At 69.4% G+C, this 15,984-nt stretch carries 15 protein-coding genes and 2 pseudogenes; 9 read left to right on the top strand and 8 right to left on the bottom strand.

Annotated features, from left to right (window positions below; genetic code table 11):
* Window positions 1-24: 24 nt before the first annotated feature.
* The 5 genes from DKT69_RS25200 to DKT69_RS25180 are packed head-to-tail and all read right to left on the bottom strand — an operon-like array spanning window position 25 to window position 5,588.
* Window positions 25-1,011, bottom strand: coding sequence for an LCP family protein (locus tag DKT69_RS25200; protein WP_236648270.1), 987 nt, complete (start codon window positions 1,009-1,011; stop codon window positions 25-27).
* 56 nt (window positions 1,012-1,067) lie between these two features.
* A complete protein-coding gene (gene wecB / locus DKT69_RS25195; RefSeq protein WP_255420229.1) occupies window positions 1,068-2,180 on the bottom strand; it encodes a non-hydrolyzing UDP-N-acetylglucosamine 2-epimerase in 1,113 nt (370 codons plus the stop codon).
* Between the two features lie 8 nt (window positions 2,181-2,188).
* The gene (locus DKT69_RS25190) at window positions 2,189-3,427 is read right to left on the bottom strand and encodes a glycosyltransferase family 4 protein (RefSeq protein WP_109803984.1); all 1,239 of its coding nucleotides are present in this window, start codon (window positions 3,425-3,427) and stop codon (window positions 2,189-2,191) included.
* On the bottom strand, window positions 3,424-4,557 hold the full coding sequence (locus DKT69_RS25185; protein ID WP_109803983.1) for a polysaccharide biosynthesis C-terminal domain-containing protein: 1,134 nt from the start codon (window positions 4,555-4,557) through the stop codon (window positions 3,424-3,426). The genes DKT69_RS25190 and DKT69_RS25185 overlap by 4 nt, the downstream gene beginning before the upstream one ends.
* Window positions 4,554-5,588 (bottom strand): polysaccharide biosynthesis protein, encoded by a 1,035-nt coding sequence (locus DKT69_RS25180; protein ID WP_109803982.1) that lies wholly within the window; start codon window positions 5,586-5,588, stop codon window positions 4,554-4,556. Before DKT69_RS25180 ends, DKT69_RS25185 begins: the two co-directional genes overlap by 4 nt.
* A gap of 454 nt (window positions 5,589-6,042) precedes the next feature.
* On the opposite strand from DKT69_RS25180, the gene DKT69_RS25175 reads away from it, so the two are divergent.
* Entirely contained in the window at window positions 6,043-7,512 is a 1,470-nt protein-coding gene (locus DKT69_RS25175; protein ID WP_109803981.1) for a hypothetical protein, read from the top strand.
* A gap of 29 nt (window positions 7,513-7,541) precedes the next feature.
* Here the strand turns inward: DKT69_RS25175 and DKT69_RS25170 are convergent.
* A pseudogene (locus tag DKT69_RS25170) lies at window positions 7,542-7,766 on the bottom strand (transposase); the annotation flags it as partial.
* 278 nt (window positions 7,767-8,044) lie between these two features.
* On the opposite strand from DKT69_RS25170, the gene DKT69_RS25165 reads away from it, so the two are divergent.
* Window positions 8,045-8,866: an IS5 family transposase gene (locus DKT69_RS25165; protein ID WP_109803980.1), complete on the top strand. Its 822-nt coding sequence runs from the start codon at window positions 8,045-8,047 to the stop codon at window positions 8,864-8,866.
* Between the two features lie 451 nt (window positions 8,867-9,317).
* Here DKT69_RS25165 and DKT69_RS37885 read toward each other — a convergent pair whose 3' ends face one another.
* On the bottom strand, window positions 9,318-9,521 hold the full coding sequence (locus tag DKT69_RS37885) for a hypothetical protein (protein ID WP_146231202.1): 204 nt from the start codon (window positions 9,519-9,521) through the stop codon (window positions 9,318-9,320).
* 34 nt (window positions 9,522-9,555) lie between these two features.
* Here DKT69_RS37885 and DKT69_RS25160 point away from each other — a divergent pair, with 34 nt between their 5' ends.
* The gene (locus DKT69_RS25160; RefSeq protein WP_109803979.1) at window positions 9,556-9,855 is read left to right on the top strand and encodes a hypothetical protein; all 300 of its coding nucleotides are present in this window, start codon (window positions 9,556-9,558) and stop codon (window positions 9,853-9,855) included.
* A gap of 85 nt (window positions 9,856-9,940) precedes the next feature.
* Window positions 9,941-10,318, top strand: a complete 378-nt coding sequence (locus DKT69_RS25155; RefSeq protein WP_109803978.1) for an ArsR/SmtB family transcription factor — start codon at window positions 9,941-9,943, stop codon at window positions 10,316-10,318.
* A 73-nt stretch (window positions 10,319-10,391) separates the two neighbouring features.
* Here DKT69_RS25155 and DKT69_RS40110 read toward each other — a convergent pair.
* Window positions 10,392-10,635, bottom strand: a pseudogene (locus DKT69_RS40110) (XRE family transcriptional regulator); the annotation flags it as partial.
* 541 nt (window positions 10,636-11,176) lie between these two features.
* On the opposite strand from DKT69_RS40110, the gene DKT69_RS25145 reads away from it, so the two are divergent.
* The 5 genes from DKT69_RS25145 to DKT69_RS25125 all read left to right on the top strand — a co-directional run.
* The gene (locus DKT69_RS25145) at window positions 11,177-12,289 is read left to right on the top strand and encodes a hypothetical protein (RefSeq protein WP_109803977.1); all 1,113 of its coding nucleotides are present in this window, start codon (window positions 11,177-11,179) and stop codon (window positions 12,287-12,289) included.
* A 160-nt stretch (window positions 12,290-12,449) separates the two neighbouring features.
* Window positions 12,450-13,130 (top strand): hypothetical protein, encoded by a 681-nt coding sequence (locus DKT69_RS25140; protein WP_109803976.1) that lies wholly within the window; start codon window positions 12,450-12,452, stop codon window positions 13,128-13,130.
* A gap of 503 nt (window positions 13,131-13,633) precedes the next feature.
* Window positions 13,634-13,933 carry a hypothetical protein gene (locus DKT69_RS25135; RefSeq protein ID WP_109803975.1) on the top strand — a complete coding sequence of 100 codons (300 nt, stop codon included), beginning with the start codon at window positions 13,634-13,636 and terminating at the stop codon, window positions 13,931-13,933.
* Window positions 13,934-14,296: 363 nt separating this feature from the next.
* The gene (locus tag DKT69_RS25130) at window positions 14,297-15,079 is read left to right on the top strand and encodes a hypothetical protein (protein WP_146231201.1); all 783 of its coding nucleotides are present in this window, start codon (window positions 14,297-14,299) and stop codon (window positions 15,077-15,079) included.
* A gap of 272 nt (window positions 15,080-15,351) precedes the next feature.
* Window positions 15,352-15,984: hypothetical protein (locus DKT69_RS25125; RefSeq protein ID WP_109803973.1), on the top strand; the 633-nt coding region annotated here is incomplete at its 3' end.

Raw genomic sequence — 15,984 nt, 5'->3', positions numbered from 1 at the left:
GAGGTTCGGGTCCGCCGGCGGGCGTCAGCGAGGGTTTTCCTCCAACCACCGGTCCATGGTGTCGGTACTGATCGCCTGGTAGAGCCGGGCGGCCGCTGCCCGGTCGGGCAGGACGACGCTCTGGTCACCGACCATGCCGGTTCCGGCCGAAGGGCTCGTCAGCATGACGAGGCTGTCGGCCCCGACCTGTCGGAGGCCCCAGACGGTGTCGGTGATGGAGAGGTTCTCGTCGACCTGCACGGCGCCCGCGATGGCGCGTAGAAAGCTGTTGAGGCGGGCCGGATCGGTCAGGACACCCTTGCGAGTGGCCTCTTGTAGCACCGCCGCGAGGATCGCTTGCTGGTGCCGGACCCGACTGAAGTCACCGTCGGCGAACTGGTGGCGCTCGCGCGCGTACTCGAGGGCCACCGCGCTGGTCATCCGGTGGGTGCCGGGCTGGAACACCGCGCCATTGGCGTTGAACGAGGTGAACGGGGCGTCAACCGGGACGTCCACGCCTCCGAGAGCATCGATGACACGGCCGAATCCGGCGAAGTCGACGATGACGACGTGGTCGATCCGGACGCCGGTGACGCTCTCGACGGTACGCACGAGCAGCGGTGTGCCGCCCCAGGCGTACGCGGCGTTGATCTTCGCCGGCCTTGGCTGGTCACCGCCCGGTGAGGCCGGCACGGTCACCCAGGTGTCGCGGGGAATCGAGACGAGTTGCGCCCGGTCCCGGCTGTGCGGAACGTGGACCAGGATGATGGTGTCCGTTCGCGGCCGCGCGCCTCCCGGATCGGCCTCGTCCGTGCCGACGACGAGGAAGTTGAGAGCGGAGTCCGCGGCCCGGACCGGCCGCTGGTCGGGGGGAATCTGTTCGAAGGTGTCTACTCTCTTGACACTCCTGTCGATGGACCGCAGGTAAAGCCAGCCCCCGACGCCGACGCCCGTCAGCAGAAACGCGAGGACCGCGATCAGTGCTCCCGCTCGGGTCCAGCGGTTGAATCGAGCGGGTGAAAGAATTCTCACCTGGTCACCTCGCTGTAGGGTTCGATGTGTTGGCCGATGGTGGACGGACGACATTCTCAGCGCCGGATTGCTGCCCAGTCGTGGTGGCGCCGGACCGTGGACAGGATGTAGTCGACAACCCGGCGGGACGTGTCCGGCACCTGGTAGTCGGACGGACACGGCACACCGTCAACCGAGAACTGGGCGACCGCCACCCGGACCGCCTCAAGCACCCCCTGCGGCTCCAGGCCGGTCATGATGATCCCGCCGGCGTCCAGCGCCTCCGGACGTTCGATCGACTCCCGAAGGGTCACCGCCGGGAAGGTGAGGATGGCGCTCTCCTCGCTGATCGTGCCGCTGTCCGACAGCGTGCAGCGCGCGTGCCGTTGGAGCTGGACGTAGTCGAACAAACCGAACGGCTCGTGAAACGCGATCCCGTCCAATGTGGTGGCATCCACCGTTAGAGCCTCGAGCCGCTTCCGGGTACGCGGATGGGTGGATACCAGGACCGGTAACTGCCACTCGTCCCGGACCGCGCGCAGGCAGTCGAGCAGCCGCTTCAGCCGCGCGGGCTTGTCGACGTTCTCCTCGCGGTGCGCGCTGACCACGAAGTACCCCTTCGGGGCCAGTTCGAGCTGCTCGAGAATCCGTGATCTTCGGATGTCGTCGCGGTAGTGGTCGAGCACCTCCCGCATCGGTGAACCGGTGTGCAGAATGCGGCGGGGGTGCAGACCCTCGGCGAGCAGGTTGCGCCGGGCGTGCTCGGTGTAGACCAGGTTGAAGTCGGCGACGTGGTCCACCAACCGGCGATTGGTTTCTTCGGGCACGTTGAGGTCGAAGCACCGGTTGCCCGCCTCCATGTGGTACACGGGTACGCGCATCCGCCGAGCGATCAGGGCAGCGATGCAGCTGTTCGTGTCGCCGAGCACGAGCAGCGCGTCGGGACGCAGCTCGTTGATCGCCTGCTCGACGCCGGTCAGTACGCCGGCGAACACCCTGGCCACCGAGGAGGTGTCGACCCGCAGGAACCGGTCGGGCTCACGCAGCCGGAGCTCGGCGAAGAAGACCTCGGACAGCGTCGGGTCCCAGTTCTGCCCGGTGTGAACGAGTACGTGATCGACGGTTCGGTCCAGCTGGCTCATCACCCGCGAGAGGCGAATGATCTCCGGCCGAGTGCCTACTACAGTCATCACCCGGGTCATGTTCCGACCTCCTGTTTAGCGATTTTGGTGAGCATGTCCTCGATCTGGTCGACGCCCACGTGCAGCGCCATTCGCTTTTGGTAGAAGCGCCGCGCCCGGGCACCAGCGGCCACCCGCTGGGCGGGGGACCACGCCGCGATCCGCGTGAACCGGTCGGCGAGCGCCGGCCAGTCCTCAGGCGGGCAGGTGAGCCCGGCCCCGGCAGCCTCGACCAGCCGGGCGACGTCGCCGGCGGCGGACACCACGACGGGCGATCCGCAGGCCAGCGCGGCCTGTAGCTTGGACGGGACGGTTGCGCGCAACGCGGGCAGGTCGCGGAGGCAGACGAGCTGGCAGTCCGCGGCGGCGTACAGTTCGGCCATTTGGTTCGGAGGGCGTCGGTCCAGGAACCGGACGTTGCTGGCGCCGAGGGTGGCGGCGAGGCGGCGGGCGTTCTCCTGGTCGACTCCGGATCCGACCAGCACGAGATCCATACGGTCTTCGATGGCGGCCGCGGCCCGGATCGCCGTCTCCAGGTGCTGGAACTGGCCCATGTTGCCGGCGAACATGACGGTGCAGCGGCCGCGGTAACCGATCGCCGCGCGCGCCTGCGGTGTCGGCCGTACCGGTCGGAACAGCGTCTCGTCGGTCCAGTTGAGCACCGTCCGGACCCGGTCAGGTTCGGCTCCCCGTTCAACCAGGAGCTGTTGCATCGACGGGGCGATGACCGCAATCGCTGAGGCGTCCCGGTAGAGGCGCCGCATGGTCGCGTTCAGCGCGGTGGTCAGGAACCGGCCAGCGGTGCCGGTCGGCGCCAACCCGGATGCCGTCACCGACTCCGGCCACACGTCCTGTACGTGCAGCAGCACCGGGATCCGGTTGAGCCGGCGCAGCACTGCCGCCGGGGCGAATGTGGTGGCCGGTGGGTGGTAGACGTACAGCACGTCGACATGTGCCAGGTAGCGCAGCGCGGCCAGGGTGCTCGTCGCTGCGAACGACAGGTAGCTGATCATTCGGCCGGTCGCCGAGCTTCCGTGGCTGGGGCGATGCGGTACCCGCCGCACCGTGAGGTTCCCGGTGGTCGTGGTGTCCCGCCAGCGCTGCTGCCAGCTGGGGTAGAGCTGTCCGCCAGGATAGTTCGGGAAGCTGGTCAGCACCCGTACCTCGTGGCCACGTTCGGAGAGCGCGCGGGCGAGTTCGCCGGGGATGAAGATCGGCTCCGGTGGGTACCACTGACTAACAAGGCCGATCCTCATGCCGGCGTCTCCGCGGCCGGGAGCGATGGCTGGGCCACAGGCTCGGGATAGGTGTCCGGACGTGCTGGGTCGAAGAGTTCGTTGGCCCAGAAGAGCGTGAGCAGTTCTTCCGTGCCGGTGTTGGTGATCTCGTGTGCCCACATCGTCGGCATGTCCACCACCACCGGGTCGTCCCCACTGACCGGAAAGCGGACGACCTCGCGGTGTCCGACCCGCCGGAGACGGATCTCGGCAGTGCCGCGGAGGACCGCGAAGCGCTCGACCTTCGCCAGGTGGAAATGATCGCCGCGGCTGTTTCCTGGTCGGGTGGTCGAGGCGAAAGTCTGGCCGCCGCCGCCGTGCACCTTCATGGTCTCCACCAACGTTCCCCGCACGTCGCTGCGGCGGGTTAGCGGCAGCGGGAAGTGGCTGGGGAAGCAGTGCGACCGGTAGGTGTTGAACAGCCGTACCGCGTGCCTGTCGGACAGTGCCGGGATCTCCCCGGACCGGTAGGTGGTCGCGAAGTCGGTCAACCATGCCGCGAGCAGCGCCACGTCGATCCGGACCGGCGGCATGCTCGGGTCCCAGGCATGCCCGGGCGGCGCGCCGATGAGCCGGGCGGCAGCGTCCTGGACGTGCACGAGGTCCAGCTGCCGGTCACCGGCCACCTCCGGCCTGCCGCCATCGGCGAGCACCCGGCAGAAGGTGGCGACCACCGAGTTGTAGAAGGGGCGGCCGTGTTCGCCGTACAGGTTCGGCAGCAGGACGTCGTCGAAGTCGTAGCCCACGTCCGCAGCGGCGGCCAGGGCGGCGGCAGCGGCGGCCTTGGTGTCTCCGTAAGGCGTGCCGTTGCCGGCCTGCACCGAGTTGGCGAACACGACCCGCTTCGGCGGAACAGGGCACCGTCGCAGGACCTGGACGATCGCCGCCGCCGATCCCAGGTTGCCGGCGGCCAGCTCGGCCGGGCTCCCCCGGTTGACGCCCCCGAGGTGCAGGAGCAGGTCCGCGCCGCCGACCCGGTCGGCAGCGTCCGCCGGGCGGGTCAGGTCGGCTTGTGTCAGCACCACCGGCTCGGGCCAACCGATCGCACGAAGCAGGACCCGGACGTGCCACCCGAGGAATCCGCCGGCGCCGGTCAGGACGATGTTCATGGCACCAGAACCGGTTCGCGGAGGGCCAGCTCGGCCCGGATCTCGGGAAGGCCGAGCAGCAGGTCCCTGATGCGCGGTACGTCGAGTCGCGGTGCGTGCGCCGAAGTCAAATCCGAGGTGCCGGCCGTGCCCGCGGTCTCGGCACCGTACGGCGAGTACTGCAGCCCTCGGGCATCCACCGGCACCCTGATGAAGTCGCCGAAGTCGTCGGCCCGCGCGACCTCCTCCGCGCTAGCGAGGCATTCGTGCAGCTTCTCCCCAAGGCGCGTGCCGACAACGTCGAGCTTCTCGGGCACGTCGAACAACTGGCAGACAGCCATGGCCAGGTCCCCCACTGTGCACGCGCTGGCCTTGTGGATAAAGACATCGCCAGCCCGAGCGTGCCGGAACGCGTGCTCCACTAGCCGTACCGAGTCCGCCAGCGACATCAGGAAGCGCGTCATGTCCGGATCGGTCACGGTCGGTGCCCGCCCTGCCTTGATCTGCTCCACGAACAAGGGAATGACCGAGCCGCGGGAGTACATGACATTGCCGTACCGCACGCAGGACACCGTCGTCGCGCTGTCGTGGGTGCGGGCGTGGGCCTGGGCGAGCTTCTCCATCACCGCTTTGGTCATGCCCATCGCGTTGACCGGCTGGACGGCCTTGTCGGTGCTGAGCAAGACGACGGAGCGGACGGCGTTACGCTCGGCCGCCTCGACCACGTTGGCGCTGCCGAGCACGTTGGTGCGAATTGCCTCCACGGGGAAGAACTCGCAGGCCGGGACCTGCTTGAGCGCGGCGGCATGGAAGATGTGATCCACGTTTCGCGTTGCCCGCAGCACCGTCTCGAAGTCCCGGATGTCGCCGACCTGGTAGCGCACCCGCTCGTCGTTGATCGTGTGGCGCATCGCGTCCTGCTTGGCCTCGTCCCGGCTGAGGACCCGTACTTCGCCCACCCCCCGGTCAAGGAGCCTGCGGACCATGGTGTGGCCGAACGAGCCGGTTCCGCCCGTGATCAGGACCCGGGCGTCGGTTTCCAGAAGTGTCATCGGGATCCTCCCGTAGGTGGTTGCCCGGCCGTCGACGGCGGGGACTGTTGCTTACCAAAGATCTACCCGATGCAACCGGACAAAAGTGGCAAACGGCCGCAAACCATGAAATTACGGTAGAATCCTCGCAGGGGCTCGGTGGAGCTGCAGCGGACCGGAGCCGCTACGGGCCAGGCCATACGTCGGACCGGCGGCGCGCTGCCGTATCACACCCCTCGCGCAGCCGGTGGGCTGGTCTGGCAAGGGTCGCAAGGCCAACCGGAAGGTACTGAAGGTGACAGTCGTAGAAGCGGAACGCATTTCGGACATGCGGCCGCACCCACGGGCGGACCACGCCGACCAGGGCACGTCCGGTTGTCCCGGAACAAGTCCTGAATCATCGAGCTGGCCTGCCCGGCACGACGCTAGCCACGCGCTGCCGCAGCAACGGAAGTCCGCACGGCTGAAGGCGTGGTTGCCGCTGATCCTGGCGCTGTCCTGGATGCTCGGCACCTTCGGCGCCTTCTGGCTCGGTGGTCTAGGGCAACAGGTACCCAACCCGGGCCGGCTGTGCGCCTTCGTGCTTAGCGCGACGGGCCTGTTCGCCCTCGGCTACGCCGCCCGCGTCCTGCGCGTCCCCGGAGGACAGTCGACGGCCGTCACGCCGACCCGGGCCGCCCGGATCCGGCACCTGGTACTCGTGGGAGCCGGCTACTACACCGTGCTGAGCATCATCCGGCTGGCTACGCTCGGGGCGACCGGGCCGGGCAACGTCTGGTCGAGCGTCCAGGACCCCGCAGCGGCGTACCTGCACAAGCTGCAGGCATATGACCAGGGAGTCGGGCAGGGCAACCCGATCCTGTCACTCCTGGCACTGCTCGGCGTCTGCGGCACCACACTGGCACCACTCCTGGTCGTCTACTGGCGCCACCTCCCCTGGCTGGCACGTGCGGCCGGCCTGCTCGGCCTGATCCTCAACGTGACCTACTACCTCTACATCGGCACCCTCAAGGGCCTCGGCGACGTCGCGGTCATGCTGGCGGCAGGCCTGCTCGTCCTCGCAGCCGCGCCGCAGCGACGCGCGCGCTCCCGTCGCCGCACAGCGCTCACCGTCGGCGCCGCAATCGCCGCCGCCTTCACCGCCTACATGGTCTTCAGCCAAGCGGCGCGCACCAGCGAGTTCGGCACAAGCGACCTCGTCAAACCGAGCCCGGCGGTAGCAAGCCTGGCCGGTCCCCGGGTGGCCGACGGCCTGGCTGCCCTGGTTTTCTATCCGACTCACGGCTACCTGGGCCTGGCGTACAACCTCCAGGCGCCGTTCGAGTGGTCCCGCGGCCTCGGCAGCGCCCCCGCCGCGGCGGCCCTCGCCGAGGAACGGTTGGGCGCCGACGCGTTGACCAACACGAGCTATCCCGAGCGGACGGAGAGCATGACCGGCTGGTCGGCCGAGCTGTACTGGGCGACAGCCTACCCGTGGCTGGCCTCCGACCTCACCTTTCCCGGCGCCGCCCTCTTTATGGCCCTGGTCGGTTGGCTCTTCGCCCGGGTATGGCTGGAGGCGGCCTTCTCGCGGCGGGCCCTACCTCTACTGCTCTTCGCACAGCTCTGGATCTTCATCGCGTACGTCCCGGCGAACAACCAGCTTGGCATGTCCCCGGAATCCGTTGCCGGAGTGGTCACCCTGATGGTGCTCCTCCTGTGCCGGCCGCAGACCCGCGACCGGACGGCCCGCAAATCGGCGGGGGTCCGGGCACCGGCGGTGGGAGCCAACCGCAGGGGCCGACCAGGGACGCGGGCCGTGTCGGCGCGTGTGCCGGTGGCCAGCCCTCAAGGACCGAGAGGTCAGGCCCTTACACAACAGATCTGTCTTCCCTGGCCGACGGGGTTCGCGAGTTCGCCAACCTGCTCACCGCCCGCCGCGGACACGGCCCCGACTCCTGGATGACGGCAGTACCGGCCGACCGCGACCCAACTAACCCCGGCCCGGTTCCACTCCTCCAGGCGCCGCCAGCAGGTCATCCCGGACCCGAATCCCAACTCCTGAGGCAGGAACTCCCACTGGATGCCGGTGTGCAGCACGAACAAGATCCCGCACAACACCTGCCGGTCCGGGATCCGCTTGCGTCCCGGATACCGTGGGTTGCGCTGCGGCTTGGGCAGCAACGGCTCGATGCGCTGCCACAGCCCGTCCGGCACGATCCACGGCGGCTGCTCACCACGCCTCACGGCCGAACACCGTAGATCACCATCTACAAGAGACAAAACCCCTAGATCATTTTGTTAGGACCTCTAAGTGAGCGTCCGGGAACTCGGTAGGGCGCGTGGTCACAAGGCGATGAAGCACGGCGTGTAGGGGATCGATATGAAGCGAGCTCCTGGTAGATCGGCGGTTGTCTAGGCCAACCGTTCACCAGGAGCTCGCTGTGTCATTGTCGCCTGCGTGTGTTTGCTCGTCATGCCCAGCCCACCCGGCGGGCGTGTCAGCGCCGCCAACCTGCGGGTTCTACCCGTCCTCCTCGCTGACCGACGCCCAGTGGGCGATCATCGAGCCGTTGCTGCCCGCGCCGGGCAACACCGCCGGGCGGGGCGGGCGGCCGGAGAAACATCCCCGCCGCCTCGTCCTGGACGCGATCTTCTACCTGGTGCGGGGCGGGATCGCGTGGCGGCAACTACCGGTTGGGTTCCCGCCACCGACCACCGTCTACGACCGGTTCCGCGCTTGGGCCAAGGCCGGCGTGTGGCAGGCCGTCCATGACACGCTACGCGACCTGGTCCGCGTGTATGAGGGCCACGACCCGCAACCGACCGCCGCGGTCATCGACTCCCAGTCGGTACGCGGCGCGGACACCGTGCCCCGAGCCAGCCGAGGATACGACGCCGGCAAGAAGATCAACGGAACCAAACGACACCTCGCCGTGGACACCGGCGGCCTGCTGCTGGCCGTGATCGTCACGATGGCCGGACTGCAAGACCGCGACGCCGCCCACCGACTACTGACCGGACTCCGCGAACGCTTCACCACCATCACCCTGATCTGGGCCGACGCCGGATACGCTGGACGGCTGCTCGTCTGGGCCCGCAACGTCCTGCACCTGACTGTCCAGATCGTCAAACGCACCGAGCCGGGCTTCGTCGTCCTGCCCCGCCGGTGGGTGGTAGAGAGAACGTTCGCCTGGATCAGCAAGCATCGCCGCTGCGTACGCGACTATGAGACCAAGCCCGGCCACCACGAGGCCATGATCTACATCGCCATGATCATGACAATGTCACGCCGACTCGCCCGCACCGGCAACCGGTGACCGAAGTTCCCGGACGCTCACTAAGCTTGATTTTTAAGGTCCGGACTATTGCAGAACGTGACCCTCGCTGGCTCTTCCCAGGCCGCGGGCACTTCGACGATCACCAAGGGTGACTCGCCAGAGTTTTGGAACATCGGTGCCAGCGTGCCGTGTCCTGCGGGTGTTCGGAAACCTCCTGTCCTCGCCCTGCTCCACACACAGTGTGGCCCGGACCTTGCATCAGGCCAGCGACAGGATGGTGACCAGCAGGAATGCGAGCCGGGGGCGGTGGTCCGACGTCTAGCAAACGGCGGCTAAAGCGCACCCAGACGCCTTCGGACATGTCCCAACGGGTTAAACGACAAGCTAAGGGGCTGCGCACCCAGTCGCCGGCTCCAATTGCCACTGGTCAGGCTGCTCGACAGCGCGGCGACGAGGGAAGGCATCGCAGCTCAAGACACCTTCCAAACTGTCAGTGCGGCTCGTGGTCCTCGTCTTCATCGTCTCGCATCAGGAGGTCGAGGTCTTCCGGGCGCATCCGCTTGATTTGGGTTTCCAGCTTTCGGCTGTACTGGCGATCGTTTGGATCCATGCCGTTGCGAGACCGAGAGCTGCGGCCGTATTCCTTGAGGAAGCCACCTAGCTCTCGGCGTATGCGTTCCGGCCGGCCCGACATGGGTGTCACTCTAGGATCTTGCCACACTGCGCCGGTGCAACAGCCGCCGCTGGATACTATTGAGGTTACGACTCAATCCAGCCGGCGGGACTTTCGTCGAACGCTGCGCGCCTTCTACCAGCGCAAGATCGCCTGGTTCGGTGTGGCCGGGGCAGTCGCGGCGCTGGCCGGCGCGCTTGCACTCTGCGCCGAACTCCCGGTCGTCGCGGCTATCTGCTTCATCGGGGCCGTGATCGCCTGGGCCTACAGATGGTGGCGCATCGAGATGGAGGTTCGTAGGCTGCGGACGTCCGGGCACCGGGCCGGGCTGCGGTCGCCGCTGTCGCGCCGCTAGGCCGTCCAGACCAGACCATTTGAAACACCCTCGTAGACATCGTGTATTGCCGATGGGCGCGTGGGTGGATGCTGCTGGTGGAAGGATGGCATATGTGGGAACTGCGTTGGCTGGAACGACTATGCCTCAGATCTCGCCGCTCGCCGGCGAGCCGATCAAACGTGCCGATGCCGAGCGCCTCGCGGGGGTCCTGAAGGCCTTCGCGGATCCCGCTCGGCTGCGGCTGCTCAGCCTGATCCAGTCGGCCCCCGAGGGCGAGGCGTGCGTCTTTGACCTGACTGCTCCGATCGGCCTCTCACAGCCGACGGTCAGTCACCACCTGCGAATCCTCACCGAGGCCGGCTTGCTGGAGCGGGAGAAGCGCGGTGTCTGGGCGTACTACCGGCTAGTGCCGTCCGCGATCGCCACGATCGCGGATCTGCTGACCCCGCCACGTAAGCGATCAGCGCGGAGAACCCGGTGACACGTGACAAGTCACCGCCCTTCACTCCGGCCTCTGCCAGGGACTGACGCTGATCGGCGGCCAGCGGATTGCTCTATGCCCCCTCGACCTCGCGCAGCATCAGCGCGAGACTCTGCGACCGCCGCTCAGCCGGTAGCGCCTCCCACGCTCGCCGCGCGTACGCGAAGCCGCCGGCAGGGTCGCCGGCCTTCGCCATCGTCAGGCCCCGATGTAGCTCGATATTCGTCGCGAAGCGCGGGAGCCCAGCTGGTCGCGTGGCGGCAGCCGTCAGGTGAGGGGCTCCGCAGCCGTCCCGGCCCGGGCACGCCAGCCGCAGCCCGCGTTGAGGCGTCGCTGCAGCGGTTGAAGTCAATAACGCACCGCCAGTTATCTGTTGCGGCTGCTCGGCAACCCGGCCTGCTGGCTCTTCGGTCGACCGATCGCATCCGCGCCCGGACTGCGAAAGATATAACGTGAAACCCCCTATTGACGCATCTATTCCGGATGCGCGGACTCGCGCATCCGCGGCGACAGGGGCGGGACACCCGACCCCTCCCCGACCCCCGGAGGGTGGTTCTCGCCCCTGCCGCCCCACAGCGGTTCGTGCCGGTCTTGTCGTTCGGCTGGCCAACTCATCGCAGGGTAGTCTCGGTGTCCTCCCGGGTTGGCAGCACGAGGCGGGCGGCCGACAGGTCAAGTGCGCTGCGCCAGGCCGTCGATGCATGCCGGTGGTAGCCCGCGTCGGGAGCGTCCATACCTGCGGTCCGGGCGCGACGCGTCCGATTCCCGATCAGCGGCACGCTGTAATCGATGGACCGCGTTCGGTAGAGTGCGGGCGATTGATCGTCGGCGATGGCCGAGGGTCGGAGGGGTGCCGGGATGACTCGACGGGGCGGGCGGTGGACGCGGGCCGCGCTGCGCCTCGGGCTCCTGCTCGGCGGGGTCGTTGTGGCGTGGGGCGCCCACGAGGCCACCAGCGCGGCCGCCTACGCCGCCGACCGTCCGCCGGCCGCGCCGATCGACGCCGCCGTCGACCTGCTCAGCGACGTCCTCCGCCCGGTCCTCGCCGAGGCGCCGACGCCCACGCCGACACCGGAAAGGCCCACCGGCGACGCTGCGGCCCCAGCCACCCCGCCGATGGAACCAGGCGCCCGTGCGGTGCCACCACCGAACCGGACGGCACCGAGCCGCCCGGCCACGGACCAGGCGGCAACCCGACCGGGCTGGGTGTCCACACCGCCGGCCCGCCACGCGGAGCCACCCGCACGGGTCGGCACGCCGAAGCCCGCCGCCGAGGCACCCCGCCCGGCCACCGGGCTGCTCGGCGGGAACGTGCTGACACCGGTGGGTGACGCCCCGCGCGCGGTGACCGAGCCGGTCCGGTCCGGGGTGCTCACCCCGGTGGCCGACGCGCTGCGCCCGGTCACGGACCCCGTGCGGGCCGGTGTGCTCATGCCGGTGGCTGACGCCCTCCGTCCGGTGACCCAGCCGCTCGCCCCGGTCCTCTCGCCCGTCTGGCGAGGGCTGGAGCCGGTGCTCGATCCGCTGGATCCTGTGCTCGAAACCCTCGATCCGGTGACGGACCTTCTGGACCCGCCGGCCACCGCACCACCGGCGATGACGCCGCCGACCAGCCTGGCTGGCGGCCCGGGCTGCACCGGCCCTGCCACCGGACCGGTCGCCGCACCGGCCAGGGCCGCCTCGGGACCTACCTCCGCCAGCGCCCCGACGCACTGGCACACCACGACACAGCTCTCGCGCCTCGCCCGGTCGGACGGGCCGCAGCCGCTGCGGCCGGACGCCGACTCCGCGCCCGCCACGCCCTTCCCCGGTACCAGTGGATCCAGCACGTTCGGTGCTGTCCACGGGAGCCCGGCCGACGCCCCCACGTCGGTGTGGACGCCGCCCAGCCTGGCGGGGCGCCGCTGCCACCCGACCGGCGGCGAAGCTCTCCCCTCCCGCTCGCCCCGCCCGGGCACCCGGCCCGCCTGACCGGCGGGCCGTTGCGTGCCGCCGCGCGGCACCAACGGCCTCTGCGTACCCGTGTTCCTGACGGCCCTTGGTGGCCCGCGCCGGCCCGCGGAGGCCCCGCGACGACGCCGGCATCCTTCCCCGACGTACCCCGATCACAATGGTGACCAGGAGTTACCCAATGAACGTGAGCATGCCCGTCGTCCGAGCCCGGTGGCGCGACATCGGCCGGATCGCCGATCTCGTCACTGAGGCACTCTCCCCCACCGCCCTCGGCGCATGGCTCGTCCCCGACGAGCGACGCCGGCCGACCATCCTCGCCGCCGTGGCCCGGATCTGGACCGAACACGCGCTGCTGTTCGGCGACGCGTTCCTGCTCTCGGACGGCACCGCCGCCACCGTCTGGTTCCACCGCTACCGGCCCATCCCGCCCCCCGCCCGGTACGCCGACCGGCTCGCCGACGCGTGCGGTCAGCATCTGGACAGGTTCCTCCAGTTCGACCAGGCCCTCGCCGCACGGCGTCCCACCGAGGCGCACAACCACCTGGCCCTGCTCGCCGCGCCAGGCCCCGCGGGTTCGGGCCACGCCGCGGTGGTTCTCGCCGGAGCGCAGCAGTGGATGGACACACTCAGCCTGCCCACCTACGCGGAGGCCTTCACCGACGCCGACCGCGAGCTGTTTCGGCGGCACGGATACACCCACCGGGACACCGTCCCGGTCGACGGCCACACCACCGCACACTCGATGTGGCGGGTGTCGCCGTTCTGGACCGGTCGGTCCAGCCGGAACGCCCGCTCGCCCGTGCGGAGTCGACACGTCCTACCCTGCAACAACCCGTCGACCCGGTGGGCGCTGCGCTGATCCACCCGACCTGACCGGGGCGGCCCCGCCGCCCCGGTCAGCGGGCCGCAGAACGGCCGCATCACCAGCAGGACCAGACACGAGGATCAGCAGCATGGGCCCGACCGCTGCGACCCGTTGGAACAGACCGCGGACGGCCTGTACTCGCATCCTGCGCCCGACCGTCGGGCCAGTCCCACTCCGCAGGCTGATGAAGGATTCGTCGCACCACGTCAGCCACCGCAGGCAATGCCGCTCCACGGCGGGCATCCCCGAAGCGGCAGCACACAACCAGTACGTTCCGTCACACGGACCGCAGTCAGCCCGGAGCAGCCTCTTGTGCTCCCAAGGCCAGCCGGGACGCCGTCACAAACGCAGGCATCCAGGGCGAACGTTTCCTGCCGCTCGCTGGTACGCGGCGCTCAGAACTCGGTCGCCGACCCGCCACGCAGGCACAGCGTTTTCTGGCCCTGCGGTGTGGCTAGGGTCGAGCAGCCACAGCCGATCCCTGACACTATTGACCCATGTCGACGCCGCTTCCTCGGTATGCCGAGCACGCCATGGACCTGCGCGACACCGCCTTTCGCCTGGCCGAGGCGCTGGAGGGCGATGTGCAGGTCAGGGACCCGGCCGCCTTGGCCGCCCTGCTGCGCGCCACCACAATCGCCCTGTGTAAAAGCATCCTGGAGCTGATGGACGCCACCGCTGCTGCCGGCGAGGGCCCAGCGGTAGAAGCGCTACGCAAAGCCCTGGCAGGCCAGGACGAGTCCGCCCGGGCATTGGCGGAGGCAGCACAAAAACTGTTGGGGCTGCAGCGCGACTGACGGCCGCCTCGGCGCGCGCGTGGGTCGGGCTGGGCGGTGGCGTCGATTCCGCACGGCGTGTCGGAGGGTGTCTGAACGGTCACTGCGGGCACAATCGCAGGGCGTTGGGGTGAACGAAGGCGTTCCCGTCGGAGGTGCCTGTTGTTGCGGTGTCCAGGCCGGCTGGCTCGGTGGACGCTGCGTGGCGCTCTCCTGATCGGAGGCGTGGTCGGTCTTTGGGGCTTTCATGAGGCGGTTGCGGATGACGCTGCTCTGGCGGCCGGACCCGCTGCCTCTTGCACCCTCGGCGACCGGCTCAGCGCCGGCGGAACCCTTCTCGGCAGCTCCCTGGGCTGTGAGCCCTTCTCGCTCACCGGCCCCGCGATGGAGAGCGCGGCAGGCCGCGCAGGCGGCGAGGTAACGGTCGCAAGCCGGGGCCAGCTGGCGGGCCTGGACCTGCCGGTGCGAATGCCGGCGGGTGAGCAGTCGGCGGGTGTGCAACTTGCCGTAGGCCAGGTGGTGGACCCGACGGCAGCCGCCGACGCCGAAACGGTCGTCGAGGCAGTCGCCTCGGCGACGCGTCCGGTCGTGGGCCTGGCGTCGCCCGTTGTGGAGGAAATCGCCGGGACAGGCCTGCTGGAACCGGTCGGCACGGTCGTCCGGCCAGTGACCGAGCCGATCGTTGACGTTCTACCGCCCGCTCTGGCGCCGGTGCTCGGCCTGGCCCAGCCGATCATCGGCTCACCCGCCGCGCCTGCGACGCCTCCCACCGGCCCCGCCGTCGACGCGCCGCCGTCGACGGATGAGACGCCGCCGGCCGCGACGCCCACCACGATCGCCCGCCCCGTACCACCGATGGCCGCGGTCCAGCCGGAAGTCCCGCCGACGGCGCGGACGTCCGTGACAGCAAACCTTGACCCCCGGTCCCTGAAGGCGATCGGGACAAGTCAGGTGCCGTGGGCAGGCGACCTGGCCCACGCCCTCGGGTTGACTGGGGGCGCTCCCGTCAGCGTTGCCGGCCACGGCTCCGCTGCCAGCGGGACAGGAGTCCCGGCTGACGCTTCGCCGCGCTCCTCGGCCCCGGCCCTGCAGCCTGCCGGCGGTTACGTCACCGGATGCGAGAAGCTCGCGAGCCGCTCCGGTCAACCGGACACCAGACCCGCCTGAGCAACCCCGGCCATCCTCGCCCCGAGCCGGGACAGCCACGACGACCATTCGCCCCACACAGGCGCCGTCATCGCCGCTGCCACCTGGGGTCCGGTCCCGCCTACACAGTCCCGCGGGAACCGCTTCTGCCCGTACCTCCCTGGCTTCATCCGCACGGTTCGTGTGAAGAAGAAGCCGCCTCTGCCGCCGGGCGTCATAACGTCCCCCGAACTCTGCGCAGCCCGGCGACAACGCCATCGCTGACCAGCCGCATCTGCTACCCGGAGAACCGCGTGATCAACAACCTGCCCGTCTGCCGCGCCCATTGGCACGACATCCCCCACATCGTCGATCTTGTCGTCGGCCCCTTCGCCGACAGCACGATCGGCGCATGGCTCGTACCCGACGAACACCGCCGACGGGACATCCTCAGCGCCGTCCTCCGCGTCTGGACCGAACACGCGCTGCTGTTCGGCGAGGCCTACCTCCTGCAGGATCATTCCGCCGCCGCCGTGTGGCTGCACCGCTACGGCCCCCTCTCACCACCAACCGGGTACGGCGAGCGGCTCGCTGTCGCCTGCGGCGAGTACGTGGACCGATTCCTGCACCTCGACGACGTTCTGCACACGCACCGACCCGACGGCCCCCACAACCACCTGGCGTTCTTCACCGTCGCACCAAAGCCGTACCGGGTCAGACGTGCCAGCACCCTGCTCGCCACCAGCAACGCCCGAATGGGCCAGGCCCTGCTGCCCACCTACACGGAGGCGGCAACCCTCGCCGACCGAGACCTCTACGCACGGCACGGCTACGTCCCCCTCGAACCATTCACTCTCCCCGACGGCACCACCACCTACCCCATGTGGCGCACCCCAAAGCAGCGCCGGCGCCGCGACCGTTCATCCACCCCACCCGCACAACCAGAC

This window comes from Micromonospora sicca (assembly GCF_003172935.1).
Taxonomy (GTDB): Bacteria; Actinomycetota; Actinomycetes; order Mycobacteriales; family Micromonosporaceae; genus Micromonospora; species Micromonospora sicca.
The sequence above is the reverse complement of the archived record's forward strand: the minus strand, read 5'-3'. Positions and strand labels throughout refer to the sequence as shown.

Bases quoted from the DNA above. Each gene is read 5' to 3' on its own strand.
- wecB (WP_255420229.1), bottom strand. From the start codon at position 2,180: ATGACTGTAGTAGGCACTCGGCCGGAGATCATTCGCCTCTCGCGGGTG.
- DKT69_RS25190 (WP_109803984.1), bottom strand. From the start codon at position 3,427: ATGAGGATCGGCCTTGTTAGTCAGTGGTACCCACCGGAGCCGATCTTC.
- DKT69_RS25185 (WP_109803983.1), bottom strand. From the start codon at position 4,557: ATGAACATCGTCCTGACCGGCGCCGGCGGATTCCTCGGGTGGCACGTC.
- DKT69_RS25180 (WP_109803982.1), bottom strand. From the start codon at position 5,588: ATGACACTTCTGGAAACCGACGCCCGGGTCCTGATCACGGGCGGAACC.
- DKT69_RS37885 (WP_146231202.1), bottom strand. From the start codon at position 9,521: ATGTCGGGCCGGCCGGAACGCATACGCCGAGAGCTAGGTGGCTTCCTC.
- DKT69_RS25155 (WP_109803978.1), top strand. From the start codon at position 9,941: ATGGCATATGTGGGAACTGCGTTGGCTGGAACGACTATGCCTCAGATC.
- DKT69_RS25145 (WP_109803977.1), top strand. From the start codon at position 11,177: ATGACTCGACGGGGCGGGCGGTGGACGCGGGCCGCGCTGCGCCTCGGG.
- DKT69_RS25140 (WP_109803976.1), top strand. From the start codon at position 12,450: ATGAACGTGAGCATGCCCGTCGTCCGAGCCCGGTGGCGCGACATCGGC.
- DKT69_RS25135 (WP_109803975.1), top strand. From the start codon at position 13,634: ATGTCGACGCCGCTTCCTCGGTATGCCGAGCACGCCATGGACCTGCGC.
- DKT69_RS25130 (WP_146231201.1), top strand. From the start codon at position 14,297: ATGGAGAGCGCGGCAGGCCGCGCAGGCGGCGAGGTAACGGTCGCAAGC.